Source organism: Paenibacillus luteus (assembly GCF_006542765.1).
In the GTDB taxonomy this organism is placed as follows: domain Bacteria; phylum Bacillota; class Bacilli; order Paenibacillales; family Paenibacillaceae; genus Pristimantibacillus; species Pristimantibacillus luteus.
The window spans coordinates 150,592-167,186 of sequence record NZ_SKCD01000044.1 but is presented as its reverse complement, the minus strand read 5'-3'; the positions used below and the strand labels follow the sequence as shown (position 1 = coordinate 167,186).

Genomic DNA, 16,595 nt, shown 5'->3' with positions numbered 1-16,595 from the left:
GAGTATCCGCTTGTTAGAAGTAAGTTTACCTATTCCAAAGACCGAATTACATAAAACGATTAAGGTATTTCCTCATTTCCACCGTGGTATTCCACGCAGTTTATCTATTTTTCCGTTAATTCCATGGTCTATAAAAATAGGAATCACAATCTTTATGCTTGACCCCATTATCCTTGGCTGAGCATACTCAGTGCTCTATGCTGCCAATTATAACGTCGCTTTCTCCTTGCTGGTCTACGGGAATATCTTGTTTCATATACATAGACAAGCCAAAACCGGGTTTCAATGACCAATAGTTGCTGAAAGGATGTGATTACGTCTCTATGGAACACCTCTTGCCGCTCAAAATCGAATATCTGCTGATGATTGGTGTCGCTGTATTATGGACGGTTGTTTACCTTCTCGTTATTTACAAAGGGTATAAAGACCAGTCCTGCGGCATGCCGCTTGCGTCCATTTGCGCTAATATTACATGGGAATTTTTATTTACGTTTATCATGCCGTTTCACCCGCTTCAACAAATCGTAACTTTAATTTGGTTTTTGCTAGACTGCATCATTTTGCTGCAATTTCTTTACTATTCCAAAGGTGTGCCCTTCTCCAAACGCACCATATACGCATCGGTCTTCTCCCTGCTCGTCATAGCCCTGCTCCTGCATTATGGGATCGCGGTTGAATTCCATGATAAAATGGGCATTTACTCCGCTTTTGGCATCAATCTAATGATGTCCATCCTTTTTATCAAATTATTGTTCACCAAAGAACTGAGGGGCCAGTCCCTTGCGATCGCCTATTCCAAAATGTTCGGCACCTTGTGCGCTTCTATCCTCTGCTATTCACTTTATCCTCACTCCATTTTGCTGTTCATCATGTATGTTTTAATTCTCATTCTGGACCTTGCGTATATCTTACTCGTCTACCGCCAGTCGATAAAGACGATCCGCAAGCCGGCTTTACCTGCAAAATAACAGAAAAAAGGACGATTCCTAGGTTCAAATTCAACCTAAGGATCGTCCTTTTATTCTTATCCGATCGAATGAAAGAAAGAAAGAAAGAAAGGAGCCTCCCCCTCTCAGGAAAGCTCCTTCACTAACAACGAACCGAACTATCAAGTTCAGCTCTTATGCATTGGCTCCAGGAAACCGGCTGCCTGCGGCAATGCCTTTAGGCGAAATATGTTCAATCTCTGCAAGATCTTCAGCAGATAAGGTGACTTGAAGGGAGCCAAGGTTTTCTGCGATTCGCTCCAGCCTCTTCGTTCCCGGAATCGGAACGATCTGACTTCCCTGCGCAAGCAGCCATGCTAGCCCAAGCTGGGCAGCCGTGCAGCCTTTTTGCGCGGCCATGGATTCAATCAGGGTAACCACCTCCAAGTTTTTGGCAAAATTGTCGCCTTGAAACCTTGGATAGTAGCGGCGATAATCGTCAGCGGGCAGGTCTTCAAACTTCTTGATCTGGCCAGTGAGAAAACCTCTTCCGAGCGGACTATACGGTACAAAGCCGATGCCAAGCTCATTTAGAAGTGGTAAAATCTCGTCCTCCACTTCCCTGCTCCACAACGAATACTCCGTTTCTACCGCCGTAATCGGATGCACGGCATGGGCACGCTTAATCTGATCCGCAGTCGCTTCCGACAGACCGATATAACGAATTTTCCCTTCCTTGACCAAATCGGCCATCGTGCTGACCGTTTCCTCGATTGGAGTATTCGGGTCTACCCGGTGCTGGTAATAAAGATCGATATAATCAATGCCGAGCTGGTACAAGCTGGCATCCACTGACTTTTTGATGTAAGCCGGATCACCTTTAGGTCCCTGGCTGTGCGTAACGCCGAACTTGGTCGCGATGATCGCTTCATCCCGTCGCCCCTTAAGCGCTCGTCCAACCAGCTTCTCATTACCGCCGAACCGCTGCAGCGAATATTCTTCGCCATATAGATCCGCGGTATCAAACATGGTCACACCAAGATCAAGCGCTCCCTGAATCGTGCGTACCGACTCTTCATTATTAGCCAGCATCATCGTGCCAAGCCCTAGCGCTGAAACTTCTAAGCCTTCGCGTCCCAGTTTTCTTTTCTCTAGCATACGGTTTCCTCTTTTCTTAGAGTAGATGGATGGTTGAACATGTCCCCATTCTAACCTGCGTGTCCAGAGTCAACCACAGTATGTTTATGCTAGTAACCAGATTACCCGCTTGCCAGCCATCGCTTCATCTACTCAACTTAAGGATGATCCGTGTCAGCTTCCAAGATCGGCATATAGATACAAATATTCAACTCCGGATAATCGGCATGATTACCAAAGGATTGGATATCATATACTGACGCCTGTACTGCACCTGGAAGCTGGATGAGTACCCGGCTTACTTTTTTGAGCTGTATATCATGCTGCTTCCACATAGCTTCGAAATGTACACTTTCCTTCGAGAGCAGTTCTACCGTTTCCTTAAACCACGGATCATCCTGATGCTTATCATGATAGGTGCGGAACACGGCCACTGAATAGGAGGCAAATGCATCCCAATTCACTATGCGGCGGCTCAGTTCCTTATCCAGAAACAGCATTCTTATCATGTTCCTCCCGGTTTCCGGCAAAGAATCGAAATCCGCAATCACATGATTAGCCCCCCGATTCCAAGCAAGCACCTCACATCTTTCATTACTGATGAAGGCGGGATAGGGAAGCTGCTCGATAATGTTTCGCCAGTGCGGATTTAGAGTTGTATTGATTGGAGTGGCAAATTCCAGCTCATTGGGGTTCCATAGCTGGTACAGATGCATCCGCTCATCATGCGTTAGTTGAAGAGCTTTGCCTATGCTCTCGATAATATCCTTGGATGCCGTTACCTCTCTTCCTTGTTCCAGCCATGTATAATAAGTCGCACTGACGCCTGCGAGCATGGCCACTTCCTCTCGGCGCAGCCCTGGCGTTCTTCGATTGCCGTAAGAGCTGGCAATGCCGGCTTGTGCGGGCTGAAGCCGCTCACGGCGTGATTTTAAAAAAGCGCCCATTGTTTTTGACTTACTGGTCTCGTTAGTCATGGTTCACCTCTTCTCAGATGCATAATCCGTGGAATCACATCATCTAATTTTCATGGGAATTCCCTTTCTCTAATGCAGTCATATACGCTAAAATGCAATCGACTGCCTTCGTTACCGTCATTTGGTCCGTCGGAATTTTCAATTCCGGGTGCAGCGGCACCTCGTAAGGAGAGGAAATCCCCGTAAATTCGGCGATTTCCCCCACCCTTGCCTTTTTATATAACCCTTTCGGGTCACGCTGCTCGCAGACCTCCAGCGGACATGAAAGATATACCTCGATAAATTCGCCAGGAGTAAACCGCGCTCTCGCCCGTTCCCGATCTGCTTGGAACGGAGAGATGGAGGCAACAATAACGACTAATCCAGCCTCAGTAAATAATCTAGCAACCTCGCCAAGCCTGCGGATATTTTCCTTTCTTGCTTCGGACGAGAAGCCAAGGTCGCTATTTAAACCATGGCGTAAATTGTCCCCATCCAGCGTTGTCGTATGTATGCTTTGCTGAAACAATCTCCTCTCCAGCTCTGTTGCAACCGATGACTTCCCGGAACCGGAAAGCCCAGTCAACCAGATTACCCTGCTGCGATGTCCTTTGAGCTCCTCTTGGACTAAGCGATCTGTGCCGCCTTGGTGCCATGTTATATTCTTCGAAAGATGGTCCATTTATTTTCACGCATCCCTGATCTATCGCTTATTGTTATCGCTTATTCTCAACTTCTCTCTTACTGCTCGCATGCTCTTTCATGAGCTCGGCACGGTACTGCCCAGGCGTGAATCCCGACCACTTCTTGAAGGCGCTCTGAAAGACGCTAGACTCCGAGAAGTGCAGCACATAAGCGATCTCCCCCACCGAATACTCCCATTTCCTCAAATAACCCATCGTCATTTCTTTGCGTATCTGGATAGAAAGATTATTGTAGGTCGTGTTCTCTTCCTTCCATTTGTGCTGAAGCGTTCTTGTGATAGTACCGAACGATTCCGCAGTCTGCTGCAAGGAGGGAAAGAAAGAGGGCATGGACTTCTTCATCAACTGTGCGACCTGTTCTGAGAATCCCCCTGCCTGTGTCATCTCATCCGTGGTTTCCTGCCCAATCGTAAAATAACGTTGTAACGCTGGTATGCTGCCAATGAATCAGCAATCATACCCGAGTGTATCATCACATAGCCGAGAATGCCTCAATCCATAAAGTCCGTCATCTGGCCTTGATGAAGCCCAAAATGATCATCCTGCGTATACTCAGCAGCTGCAATCATTAAACGCTCCAGCTCCTCGTTTAAGCTAAAGGAAGTCATACTCCACTATTTTATAACGAATCAAGCATGATGGACAGCGCCCATCTTAATGAGGTTCACGAACCTAAGGAGGAAAAATAAAGCTTAGCCAGCAGCTACTGCTGATGAAATTCAGATTTTGAATCATAATCTCTTCTGGGATTATATAGCAAGAAGACCGCCTTCATCATCGAAGTACGGTCTCTTTCCTTTATATCCGGCGACCTATTGTAACTTGAGCAGCTTAGCAGTTCATTATAGACGCTCTTTCCATTTAACGGATGCCTTCAAGCATTCTGCGAAGAGTCTGCAAACAATCCTCATGCAAGCTTGCTTCTAGCATCGTGAAACCGATCGAACAAGCCTCGGATCTCTTCGGATGTCATTTTATCGAAATCAAGAAATTGATAGAGCTTAGGGTAGTCAGCCTCAAACTGCTTGTGATCATAAACGTTCTTATCTTCCAACTTCCCGCTTTTGAGCAGATGCACGCACCATTTATAAACATAAAGAATGCTTTTGTCATAGCCCCATTCCAAATTTTGATCCACCGCATTTTGCAAAAAAAGGACCGAGTTGCTGCCCCACCCTGCATTTGCCAATTGATAGATCTCGCTTTGAGACTGGAACAGACTTTGCTTCATCGCTGGCAGCGGTTGATTCAAGCCGAAAATTTGAAGAAACGTGTTATAAAAGTCCACGAAACCGAAACGTTCAGCGTTTTGCTTCAGCAAATAAACCGTCCTGTTTTGGCTTCTCGGTAAAATATGATTATGCCAGTAATAAGCTAAGAGAAGGTCGTTGCTTGCCAGTCTCAGATGAGCAAGCGCTGTGTTCGGAAAGCCACCGCTAAGCAGACTTTCCGCCAGAGCATAACGCTGATCAACACTTTGCAGCGCCTGCTCTCTTTTCTTTGCAGTTACATCAGAGTGAAACAGCGTGTCATCATAAGCCGCTTTAAACTTCGCCAATATTCCAGAAGGATCATGAACGATCCGGCATTTGTAAATCTGGATCGGAAACTGAAGAACGGCTTCCTTAGGCAAGCCTTCTCCAGCCAAAAATTCTTCTACCTGCTGTTTTTTGATCTGAATGATCTCGACTCCCATATTCTCCATGTAATTAAAATATTGAAGCTCCTGCAAATGCTGATCTACAATCACACACAGTTCTAAATCCGAGTGCTTCCAAGCCATTCCACGAGCGAGACTGCCGCCAATAGCCACGGAAACAATGCCGGGGTAATCCTTAAATTGATTTGCCACACGATTTGCCGAGTCATAAAGCTGCTGCTTCCAATGCACCATATCCTAGTCACTCCTAATCTGATTGGCTGTTGCTATACGTATATGCACATGATGGTAAATAGCTCTATATCATTCTAGCACAATAAATAGATATCATTTCACTATTTTCCACATTATTCTTGATAGGAATGAATAGCACAGCATCTGCTCTACTGCTAGGGATGAGGATTTCCGAGTAAGCACGTTCATATGCATAACGGCAGTCCAACCGATTAGGTTGCTTATGTTATGGATCACTATTCTAATACAGTCTGTCAGAATCGCTTACCGAGTGCGAAGCATTCGTCCAACGATATACAGCATTTGCTTCCGAGGTACAAATCGAGACATTTGGGAAGAGATATAATTCATCAGCCCAGGGATCACATAGGATTTTTCGGCTTGAAGGGAACGAAGGGCCGTTTGGACGACATATTCAGGTGTAGCCCTTTTGCCCACGGATGCTTCTTCAGCCGCGACAACGTTGAAAAAGTCCGTTTCCGTTGACCCTGGGCATAACGCAAGGAATTGTACCCCTCGTTTCCTGTTCTCTTCCCAAAGTGCTTGTGTGAATGATAATACGAAAGCTTTGGTGGCACCATAGACCGCCATATTAGGAAGAGGTTGAAAACCAGCAGTTGATGCTAAGTTAATAACCACGCCGCTTTTTCTTTGCAGCATCGAGGATAAGAATAAATGCGTAAGATCGGCAACAGCCACTACGTTAAGCATCATTTCTTCATGCTGCCTTGGTCCAGACAATTGTTCAAATAGCCCATACGTAGCGAACCCCGCATTATTAATAAGAATATCCACGCTTAAACCTCGATCTGCACACTCTTGATAGAGGCGGTTTGGAGAACCCTCCTCAGCTAAGTCACAGACAATAACCTCCGCTTTGATCCGATGAGCTTGCTGCAGCTTCTCTGCCAACGCGCGTAGTTTGGCTTCTGTACGAGCAACCAAAATAAGGTGGCTCCCTCTTGCTGCCAATTCATGTGCGAATGCTTCCCCTATTCCTGATGAAGCCCCTGTAATTAGCGTCCATTTGTTTTGTATCGATATCATTTCATATTCTCTCCTTCGTTTCTCATAAGAAACACTGTTTCTATATGAATTCATTGTATTCTAACGGAATCAAAGTGTCAACACATGTGATTTACAACCATATATCGACCGTATTGCGCTCCAAGTCAACTTGTTAGCTATGGATAAAGTAGCATTTTCGCTACAGAACAAGTAAAATAAGCTGTAGAAAACAAGGTTACTGTGGATAAAACTATCGTTCTAAGGGTGTGAACTGAAATGAACAAGGCGTCCGACAAGCCATCTATAGATAGCCGTGCGGTGACAACTTACCCTGAAGCTAAACTCCAGCATGCCGAAATGCTGAAACTTAACATTATCGAAGCGGCGGCAACGATTATGCAGGAGCAAGGACCTGAAGCTGTCACCATCCGCCGGGTAGCCGAGAAAATGGAATGCTCTACCAAAATTATATATAACTTGTTTGGCAGCAAGGAAGGATTAGCCAAACAACTTTATCTAGAAGGCTGCAAATTACTTGCTGCTGCCTTCGAAGAGGTTCCAGCTCAAGCTGACCTCAAACAATATCTGCGTGAGCTTGCCGAGGCTTATTGGCAATTTTCTAAAAACCATACCAGCTACTACATGCTGATGTTTGGCGGGGCCTTTGGCGATTTCAAGCCGGGCGAGGAAAGTTTATTGGCGACCATTACCGCTCTGCAACGATTGATCACCATCATTAGTCAGGCAATTGCACAGGGGTTAATTTCCGAGAAAGATCCCCTGCTTGTTGTAAATCTGGTTTGGTCATCACTCCATGGCACCATTCACTTGTATTTAGGAGGACATATTCCTAACGAAGCAACAGCCAAAGCGCTGTATGACCATTCTGTAGCGCTATTAATTCATTCATTTTTCTAAGCAGCCATCAAACAAACCGCCTCCAAGGATCCTATTCATCCTTAGAGGCGGTTTGTTTATTGATTTGAGTTTTCTTCAATCGTTTCATAACTTCCTTTCGATGCCTATAAAGAAGAATGGCAAAATTTCCGAGCCAGATCAGCAGGAGAATAACGGAAAACATTCGGATAGACAAATAAATGGAAAGAATAAGCATGCCAATCACAACCTGAAGTCCATCTCCATCGGTAGTTTTAGATTTGTTTTTATAGATTAAGCTGGCTGCTCCAGCGAGCAGCGCCAAAATGATCGCATACACCAGTGAAGCCTCAAAGCCTGTGAGCGCGCTCCATACCCCGAAGGTAACAGCGATTGCCTTTCCACCCCTCCCTTTAAGAAACGGAGAAAAGGCATGACCAGCAATCGGTGCAAGTGCCAGCGGAATAAGAAAGAAACCTTTGGCGTAACTGCTGCCGACAAGCAAAAGAACAGGAAGATAACCTTTCAAAAAATCCAGCAACACACCGGCAAAACCGAGTTTATAACCAGCTGCTTTCCACAAGTTTAAGGCACCAGGATTGCCGTCACCAACAGCCGTGATATTTTTTCTCCCCAGCAGCCCCAGCCAGTACGAAAACATCAGGGATCCCGACAAAAAAGAACCTGCAGTCAGCAAAATAATCATCATTTCCGCCTGCCCCCTACCCGGATGTACCTCCCTCTCCATTTTACTTGCCGCAGGACAACGACCTGGTACAACGAATAAATCATAATCACAACAAAAAACAAGGATGCAAGAACATGTAACAGTGGAATTAAGAAGCCAAATGTACCTACATATTTCATAAAATAAAATAATTGCAGCATGTATAGGATATACCCGATCAATAAAGGAACCGCCCATTCTGTGTTCGTAAAAATAAATAACGTATTTGACATAAGGAGCCCCACCACCCAAATGGCTATAGGGATAATCGTTAATGAACTAAGCGTTGAAGTGCTCAGTACAGCACCTTTGCTAAAGCCCTCAATCTCACTTCGGATACCGTTTGGATACATACGGAACGAAACCAAGCCATAGCCGATAAAATTGGTCACTGAAACGCCTGCAGCTATAAACTTTGCTCCGATAAGCAAATCATCCAGTACCTCTGATTTGACGCTCTCGTGGCCATTAATTTTTTCGTAATCCTCTCGCAAGGCAAGGATGCAGGAGCCGTAAAGGCCTTTCCTTCGATTGCCTTTTTCAAATACGGAAGTAAACGTAAAAATGCCAAGCATGTTCATAATCAGCGCGAGTTTTTCATAAAGTTTCTCCGTATAGTGAAAAGGAACAACCGAAATGACACCATTCGATCGTTCCCTTGCCTTACATAACGAAGCCAGCGCGTCGGGCGCCAACCGGATATCTGCATCCAAAAAGACAAACATATCGCCGGCAGCCTGCAAATAACCATTCCAGACGGCCCAGCTTTTCCCCGTCCAGCCTTCCGGAAGGCTGCTGCCTGCAATAACCTTTACACCGTAGCTCTCTGCTATTTCCCTCGTACGGTCATCCGAGAAATCATCCACAACAATAATTTCAAAGGGCTGAAGAGTTTGTGAGCGGAGTGAATCAAGGAGATAGGGCAAATTGCCTTCTTCATTTCTAGCTGGAATAATGACAGACAGCTTCATAAGATGCAGATCAGGCGCAGACGAACGTGGCACTATATTTCTTCTAAACAAAATAAAACCGCTTAGACATCCGGCTAGCATAAGAATAAGCATCCACATATTCTGACCCCCTTCCCTATCTATATATATGAGGAGAGCCGCGGTATTATATTCATTCTCAAATCTGACAAGGAAGAGAACTTGAATTTGCGGCTCAAAAAAAAAGTCCCCTATGGCATTAGTGCCATAACGGACTTCTCTATTTTGCAAAACTATGATGGCCAATGGTAGTGATGACATCCAAGCCGGACCAGAATGATCCTTTGGACACCTCAGGATTAAAGAAATAAACCGCATTCTCAATGTTATTTTTGCCATTTAAAGCATCTTTGGCAGCGCGCAAAACGCTTGCGTTAGGTTTGCTCTTGTCAAGCAAGCCATTATGAGCTGGCGGGAACTGCTTACCCGAATAAATAACGTCTCGTATCGAATCCGGAAATCTGCTATCTTTCACTCTGTTCAATATCACATTTGCTAAGGCAAGCTGTCCCTCATAAGACTCATATCCTGCTTCAACCATTGTAATTTTGGCAAGCAGTGTGAGTTCTGCTTCTGTAAACGATTTTGCGACCGTATCAAAGATGGAAGGAATAATAATCTTAACCTTTGTTCCAGGCTTGATGACGGCTTTGCTATCGAATCCATTCCGCTTCAACAGTTCCAACTTGCTTGGTCCAAATTCTTTGCTGATTTCATCCAATCCGTACTGTTCCTTTATGACAGCGGGCTGTACCTTCGTAAGTTCAATCACATCTGATTCTGTATTCAGATTCAGATTCGCATGCAGCAATTCCGACAGCTGACGCAATGGCACATATAATCTGCCATCCGTTAAGAAAGGAGCAGCATCCATGAGATACCGGCTGCCATTGAAATACACAACAGGCACGCCGCTTCCAAGCACGATTTTATCATTTAAAGCTGTATGTATGGTTGCTTCCTCATTGTCTTCATCCCAAGTTGCCTTTGCACCGAACAAACTCGCTACGCGAGCCATAGGCACATACAGCCTACCCTCCCGCATAAGCGCAGGATCAGTCATTTTCACCGTTTCACCATCTAGCTTTATCGTTACTTCACTCGCAGCTTCTGCCGCCGAAACGGCAGACAGCGGTCCGATACAAAGTAGCAACATTCCCAAAATCATGGTCAAGATAAGATTTTTAACTGGCTTGCTTTCTCTGAACATGCGTACCTCCCAGTCCATCCAGTTGGTGTAATCTCCCAACGTTATCTTCTGGGCAAAATTATAACACAGCTTATCGCTTACATAAGATTAACATTTTCACAGAATTCATACCATTTCGCAAAAAGACTGATTTTTAGCCATTTCTAACCGGTAACGCTTTCAATTTATTTGCCGTCCAAATCCGCTCTTGGCGATTTAACGAGGAAGGATTCGCCAGTATCGATCATATCATACAACCTGCATCTGGATTCAGGCATACGGAACGGAGAGTGCAGAATAAGCAACCAATCGCCTTGGAACGTTTGAAAGAGCATACCATGGCCGCTATCATCGAACACAAGCGGTTCCAACTGCTCCCACGGCCCTTCCAGCTTGCCGGATGCGGACCGCGCGATCGTCTGCACATAGCTTCCCTTCTCATAAGTAGACCAAAGCATAACCAGATGATTGCGACTCGTCCGGTACAGCTGGCATCCGTCTGTCACATACACGGGCAGAGAAGCATCCTCCGGTTGTTCTCCGTTTTCCCAAGGCGCTTCGGAGCCGTTAAACAAATGAATAGGCTCCGAGGCACAGCCAGTGAGATCGCCCTTCAATCGTACGGCTTCCACTGTGCCATCCGCTATCTGAACCCATTCGTGGCAGTACACCATCCATGGGCTGCCGTCTTCGTCAATATAAAGCGAACCATCAAGCGTCATCAATTGTTCGGACACAACAGGAGCATCCTGACTGACTAATTCGAACGGCCCCTCCAGTGAATCGGACACAGCAATTGCGGTCCCTCGCCACTGAAGCGGAAAGCCTCCGTGACCCAGTCCTTCCAACACTTGATCGTTATTATGCAGCGTAACAAACAAATAGTAGCGTCCGGCGTAAGCATGCACTTCCGGCGCCCATGCACCATGCTGAGGATTCGCCCAGCCTCCATCCGCAATGGTGAATACGACGTATGGACCTTCCCAAGCGGCCAAGTCCCTGCTCTTGTAGACGAGAACGCCGTAGCGGTCCATTCCGTTTAATCTCGGGCTTCCTCCGGTATACAAATAATAGGTTTGGGAAGCTTCGTCTGCAACGACAAAAGGATCATGAGCCGGAATGTCGGACAGCTTGAGACCGGATCTTGGATTAGCAGCATCGGAAGCGTTATTATACACGTTCATCTGGACTATCCCTCCAAATTAAAATTAAGATGCATGGCAGTTGAATAACCTAAATAGGAAGAGACCTTGTTTAGGTCGTCTGCCTATTCATGGTAACATGGATTTGCTGTCCTGGATGTCCTTATTCGATAAAATAAATGGTTTTCTCCCTGTACATTTATTTCTTAGCCCGGCTGAAATGAAAACTCATAGCTGCCCGATCCAACCACAACCTTAACGCCGTCCAGAACGGTCTCTATGCCGCGAATTCCTTCCGCCAGCTTCACTGGAATCCCACTTTCCAATATCTGATCAAGCTTTGCCCCAGGCAATAGGACAATACCCTCAGCATTTGCCGGAATCGTAACGCGTATCTCCATTCCATTATTTTCAATCCGCTTCCAGCATGAAGCGACTTGACCGTACATCGTTTCAAGCTGCGTTTCTGCCCAATCAAGGCCAGGTCCCGGGTGCGGCTTAACATGAACCACCTTGAAACCTGGCTGCGATTCGTCTGGCTTAATTCCGCCAACATAACTGTAAAGCCACTCGCCGATGGCACCGTAAGCGTAATGGTTGAACGAATTCATATCCGCACTCCAGAAGCTCCCATCCTCCTTGATGCCATCCCAATGCTCCCAGATGGTTGTCGCCCCTTTGGTTACCTGGTACAGCCATGAGGGGTAATCCTGTTGAAAGAGCAGCTTATAGGCCAGCTCGTTTTGCCCGATTTCACTGAGCACGGGATTCAAATAAGGCGTACCAACGAAACCTGTTGTTAAATGATCGCCAGCCTCGGCTAACAGCTCCACCAACTTCCGAATAGAACGTTCCTTGGCTTCCCCCTCCAATAGGCCGAAGCGAAGCGCCAATAGCTGAGCGGTTTGAGTAGGTACTGACAATCGACCCGATGGCGTAACGAATTCGCTGCGGAATTCGTTTACGATTTTCTCGTGCAAGTCGCGGTAATATTCGGCATCCCCCGTCAGTTCAAGCGCTGCTGCTGCTTTCAAAGTGAGCGAGACCGCATAAGCGTAGAAGGCAGTCGCGATATAGTCACGGTCTGTCGCGCCTACATAGCTGTCTGGCTTGGAATCCAGTGCCAGCCAATCACCAAAGTGAAAGCCTGTATTCCACAGATATGGATTGTTCCCTTGTTCATGAATGTAGGAAACCCATTTCTTCATGCTCTCGTATTGCTCAGCAAGCAGCCGGTTGTCGCCATACATTTCATAGATCGTCCAAGGACAGATTACGGCAGCATCTCCCCAAGCAGAAGAGGAATGGCTGGTTTCTCCCCAACCAACAGAGAAGGACTCCTGAAGGTTCGGAATATAGAAGGGAACGCCTCCCTCAGAGGTCTGGTCCGCTTTCAAATCACGCAGCCATTTGGTGAAAAACGGCGCCGTATTCATCAAATAGGAGGCTGTACGAACGAACATTTGCGCATCGCCAGTCCAGCCGAGCCGCTCATCCCGCTGCGGACAGTCGGTCGGCACATCGAGAAAGTTGCCTTTTTGTCCCCAAAGGATATTATGATGAAGCTGATTAATAAGAGGATCGGAGCAGTGGAAGCTGCCGGTAGGCTCCATGTCCGAATGCAGGACGACCCCTGTGAAATCTTCAGCCTGAATGGTGTCAGGAAACCCGGTCAGCTTCGCATATCGGAAGCCTTGGAAAGTAAAATGCGGCTCATACGTTTCTTGCTCCCCGCCCTTCAGTGTATAACGAATGATCTGCTTCGCAGCGCGAATGTTGTCTCTGTAGAAATTTCCATCCGCGTCCAATACTTCCGCATGCTGCAATTCGACCGTCTGCCCGGATTGACCGTTCAAGGTAAACCTCAACCAGCCGACCATGTTTTGTCCCAGGTCCAAAATCCGATCTCCCTGTGGCGTTGTCAAAATCGCTAGCGGCTTTAAAAGCGTGACTTGGGTTACGGGCACGTTCTCCTGCGCTACGAGGATTGCCTTAGAATGCTCGATAACCTCCACTTCATGCCAGCCAGCTTCAGCAGAATTCGTCCAATCCCGTTCAAGCCGCGCATCGTACGTTTCTCCCATATAAATATCTGACATTCTTATCGCGCTTTCCGCCGCTTCCCAATTCTTGCCGGAGACGATGCGCTCTTCAGAGCCGTTCTCATAACGAATTTGCAGCTCCAGTAGCAATGCCGTCGTTGTGCCATACATCTCCATTTGATTTTTCCAGCCGAGATGCCCTTTGTACCAACCGTTCCCGAGCCACGCGCCAAGCGCATTGGATCCTTCCTTCATCAGCGAAGTGACATCATAGGTTTGATACTGCAGCCGTTTGCCGTAGCTGGTCCATCCTGGAGTGAAATAGTGTCCACTCACCCGCTGCCCATTTAACTGCAGCTCATACAAGCCAAGTGCCGTCACATAAATGGTTGCGCTCGCAACAGGGCTCTTAACGTCTACGAACGTACGCAGCTGCGGACAAATCTCCGAGTCCTGAGGGAAGCGTGCGCGCGGTGCTCGAATCCACTCCGCCTGCCACTGGCTTGCATCCAGAAGACCCGTTTCAAAAAAAGCTGGCTCTGTCCAATCCGAGTCCTTACCATTCTGATCCCATGCTCGGACGCGGTAATAATACCTGGTTCGAGCTTCTGGCAGCAGGCCATCCAAACCAACGTGAATCGATTGCCCGGAATTTCGTTGGCCGGAATCCCAGAGCACCGCTTCAAAGGAAGCTTCTCTTGCGGCTTGGATTTGGTAAGCTGACTGCACGCAATCCCTATCATCAGAACGCAATTGCCAACTGATTCTTGGTTCAGCCACATCGATTCCTATCGGATTTTGTTTGTACTCACAGCGAAGCTTGGCTACACGAAACATAGACCTATCTCCTTCTTTTCAATAGATTTAATCTTGCTTTTATTTTATAATTATAGCCGTGACGATTCTAATATCACCTGGCGATAAAGACATAATATCCCTGTAATCATGACAATTTATTTGAAGGGAAGTCCGCAATGAACCCGTCCGCTCAATTGTTTAAAGCTGAGTTTTTCTTTGACAATACAATTCATTTACTAGTTAACCGATATACGGAAGACTTCACCGTTCCCTTTCATGCGCACGACTTTATCGAATATTGTTATGTTGCTGAAGGAAAGGGCTTTCACCATATTGAGCAGGAAACCATTCCAGTCAGCAAAGGCATGCTGTTCGCGATTCCTGTTGGCGTATCCCATGTATTCCGCCCGACTTCGCCCGATGCTAAAGGCAATCCACTGATTGTATATAATTGCCTGTTTGACTCGCATATGGTCGACCAACTCACTGTCATGCTGATGGAACAACCCATACAAGAGCATCTCACAGACCTCAAAAATCGCAGGATCCCTTATTTCTCCGTCAGCGATCACGACGGCTCAATCGAGAGCCTTATGCAGATGCTTTATCGTGAAATGACTGTTCAAGGCATCGGCTCCGCCACCATGCTGCACACCCTGCTTAGCCAATTAGTCGTAACCGTATTCCGAAAAAATCTGTCTAACCCCGATAAGCCAAGGTCTGAAGTGGCTAATTTTGATCAGATGCTGCAATTCCTAAAGCAGAATATGCATGAGGCAGTAACGTTGACTGATTTGGCCCGTGTGTCCAAGTGGAGCGATAGGCATTTGCAGCGTTTGTTCCAGCGGCAAACCGGACAATCGTTCGGCTCCTATCTTCAAAATCTACGCGTTCAGAAAAGCTGCGAGCTGCTCCGAAGCTCTGAGTACAAAATCAGCAGCATCGCGGAACGGGTGGGTTACCGCGATATTGATTCCTTTAATGCCGTTTTCAAAAAAATTGTCGGACAACCACCTAGGCAGTACCGCAAACTTTACAGATTGAACGGTACACTCTGACAACTTCCGGTTCTAACTAAATTGGATCGCCGTCCTCTGCAAGAGGAGGGGATCCGTTTCTCGTAGAAATAGAAGAATACTTTATCGCGTGAAACCTATAAAATCTTATATTTACAAGAAAAAACGCTTGGAATCCCAAGCGTTACGAAGTTTTTTATTTACAATGTATTTAACCTGTTTAGTAATAAGATCGTTATGGTAAATCGAAGCAGCTCATTATTCTTACAAATTAGCGGAATAAATATCCTTCCAACGATCATTTGTTAAAATTTCTGCCTTTTTGCCGGTAAAAGCACTTTTTGCCTCTAAGTCATTCATTAACTGATATCGCATCCAAGCTGTCAGATAACCTCTATGCTTGCCGCCATCCTGTTCAATCGCTGTATGCGCGGCTCCTTTGGCCATGGCCATCAATGCCGGAATTTCGGGATTGGCCGTTGTCAAAGCTAATTTGTTTGAAGCAGACGGCGAAATAATAAAATCACGGGTTCCGCCCATCACAAAAAAAGGAACCTGCACTGCCGAAGTATCATATACATCCTCTGGATCACAATATTTCAAGTCCGGGAGAGCAATCGAAACCACGGTTTGGATAAGTTCACCGCGCTCAAAATGAGTATGTGCATTAATGACGCCAGTAGAGCCTTGAGAATGGCCTGCCGCTCCGATGTGATCCACTTGAATCCGCTTATAGAACTGGCTGCTTGGCTTGTCATTTTCAGCCATCATATATTCGATCGCGGCAACAATCTCTTTTCCGGTTCCCGTTGTTTTGCTGTACGTATCGACGACAACAAATCCCCAGCTGGCCAAGTGGCTGAACAGCTTATCATAATTATCGGGCAATGCCCCTGTTCCGTTGCCCCATACAATGAGCGGATGGTTGGAATCTCCGGACTGCGGGACGTAGACCCTGTACAGCTTCTCTCCATCCGCGCCCGTAATTTCTTGCCTTTCGACTTGGTACGCTCCTCGTGCCGCATATTTCTCTTCAATACTCCCCTTCACAAAAGTGGCAGAAACCGAATTTACGAGAAGGAAAGATACCGTTGAGAATGCTGCGATGATCATAACCATAAAACCAGCCAGCCATAGAAACCATTTTCTTCTTAGCACACTCTTGATTTGCGGCATGCAATCTCCTCTCAC

Annotated in this window: 15 protein-coding genes; 3 read left to right on the top strand and 12 right to left on the bottom strand. The window is 46.4% G+C overall.

Going from position 1 to position 16,595, the window contains the following annotated elements; genetic code table 11:
- Nucleotides 1–323: 323 nt before the first annotated feature.
- Complete coding sequence (locus E0496_RS26775; protein WP_141504854.1) at nucleotides 324–968, top strand: transmembrane-type terpene cyclase; 645 nt, start codon at nucleotides 324–326, stop codon at nucleotides 966–968.
- Between the two features lie 153 nt (nucleotides 969–1,121).
- Here E0496_RS26775 and E0496_RS26770 read toward each other — a convergent pair whose 3' ends face one another.
- The 6 genes from E0496_RS26770 to E0496_RS26745 all read right to left on the bottom strand — a co-directional run bounded on the left by E0496_RS26770 (nucleotide 1,122) and on the right by E0496_RS26745 (nucleotide 6,664).
- Nucleotides 1,122–2,084 (bottom strand): aldo/keto reductase, encoded by a 963-nt coding sequence (locus E0496_RS26770; protein ID WP_141504852.1) that lies wholly within the window; start codon nucleotides 2,082–2,084, stop codon nucleotides 1,122–1,124.
- Nucleotides 2,085–2,221: 137 nt separating this feature from the next.
- Complete coding sequence (locus E0496_RS26765) at nucleotides 2,222–3,040, bottom strand: helix-turn-helix transcriptional regulator (protein WP_141504851.1); 819 nt, start codon at nucleotides 3,038–3,040, stop codon at nucleotides 2,222–2,224.
- Nucleotides 3,041–3,083: 43 nt separating this feature from the next.
- Nucleotides 3,084–3,701 (bottom strand): adenylyl-sulfate kinase, encoded by a 618-nt coding sequence (gene cysC / locus E0496_RS26760; RefSeq protein WP_141504849.1) that lies wholly within the window; start codon nucleotides 3,699–3,701, stop codon nucleotides 3,084–3,086.
- 34 nt (nucleotides 3,702–3,735) lie between these two features.
- On the bottom strand, nucleotides 3,736–4,107 hold the full coding sequence (locus E0496_RS36705; protein ID WP_241675008.1) for a helix-turn-helix domain-containing protein: 372 nt from the start codon (nucleotides 4,105–4,107) through the stop codon (nucleotides 3,736–3,738).
- Nucleotides 4,108–4,630: 523 nt separating this feature from the next.
- Complete coding sequence (locus E0496_RS26750; protein WP_141504848.1) at nucleotides 4,631–5,617, bottom strand: nucleotidyltransferase domain-containing protein; 987 nt, start codon at nucleotides 5,615–5,617, stop codon at nucleotides 4,631–4,633.
- A 264-nt stretch (nucleotides 5,618–5,881) separates the two neighbouring features.
- On the bottom strand, nucleotides 5,882–6,664 hold the full coding sequence (locus E0496_RS26745) for an SDR family NAD(P)-dependent oxidoreductase (protein WP_141504847.1): 783 nt from the start codon (nucleotides 6,662–6,664) through the stop codon (nucleotides 5,882–5,884).
- 237 nt (nucleotides 6,665–6,901) lie between these two features.
- On the opposite strand from E0496_RS26745, the gene E0496_RS26740 reads away from it, so the two are divergent.
- Nucleotides 6,902–7,543, top strand: a complete 642-nt coding sequence (locus tag E0496_RS26740) for a TetR/AcrR family transcriptional regulator (protein ID WP_141504845.1) — start codon at nucleotides 6,902–6,904, stop codon at nucleotides 7,541–7,543.
- A gap of 31 nt (nucleotides 7,544–7,574) precedes the next feature.
- Here the strand turns inward: E0496_RS26740 and E0496_RS26735 are convergent, their stop codons facing one another.
- The 5 genes from E0496_RS26735 to E0496_RS26715 all read right to left on the bottom strand — a co-directional run bounded on the left by E0496_RS26735 (nucleotide 7,575) and on the right by E0496_RS26715 (nucleotide 14,427).
- A complete protein-coding gene (locus E0496_RS26735) occupies nucleotides 7,575–8,210 on the bottom strand; it encodes a glycerol-3-phosphate acyltransferase (RefSeq protein ID WP_338325881.1) in 636 nt (211 codons plus the stop codon).
- A complete protein-coding gene (locus E0496_RS26730) occupies nucleotides 8,207–9,298 on the bottom strand; it encodes a glycosyltransferase (protein WP_141504843.1) in 1,092 nt (363 codons plus the stop codon). Before E0496_RS26730 ends, E0496_RS26735 begins: the two co-directional genes overlap by 4 nt.
- 139 nt (nucleotides 9,299–9,437) lie before the next feature.
- Entirely contained in the window at nucleotides 9,438–10,427 is a 990-nt protein-coding gene (locus E0496_RS26725; RefSeq protein ID WP_141504841.1) for a cell wall hydrolase, read from the bottom strand.
- A gap of 164 nt (nucleotides 10,428–10,591) precedes the next feature.
- Nucleotides 10,592–11,590 carry a glycoside hydrolase family 43 protein gene (locus E0496_RS26720; protein ID WP_141504839.1) on the bottom strand — a complete coding sequence of 333 codons (999 nt, stop codon included), beginning with the start codon at nucleotides 11,588–11,590 and terminating at the stop codon, nucleotides 10,592–10,594.
- Between the two features lie 164 nt (nucleotides 11,591–11,754).
- A complete protein-coding gene (locus E0496_RS26715; RefSeq protein ID WP_141504837.1) occupies nucleotides 11,755–14,427 on the bottom strand; it encodes an alpha-L-rhamnosidase in 2,673 nt (890 codons plus the stop codon).
- A 137-nt stretch (nucleotides 14,428–14,564) separates the two neighbouring features.
- On the opposite strand from E0496_RS26715, the gene E0496_RS26710 reads away from it, so the two are divergent.
- The gene (locus tag E0496_RS26710) at nucleotides 14,565–15,446 is read left to right on the top strand and encodes an AraC family transcriptional regulator (RefSeq protein ID WP_141504834.1); all 882 of its coding nucleotides are present in this window, start codon (nucleotides 14,565–14,567) and stop codon (nucleotides 15,444–15,446) included.
- A gap of 222 nt (nucleotides 15,447–15,668) precedes the next feature.
- Here the strand turns inward: E0496_RS26710 and E0496_RS26705 are convergent, their stop codons facing one another.
- Nucleotides 15,669–16,580 (bottom strand): poly(ethylene terephthalate) hydrolase family protein, encoded by a 912-nt coding sequence (locus tag E0496_RS26705; RefSeq protein WP_141504833.1) that lies wholly within the window; start codon nucleotides 16,578–16,580, stop codon nucleotides 15,669–15,671.
- Between the last annotated feature and the right edge of the window lie 15 nt (nucleotides 16,581–16,595).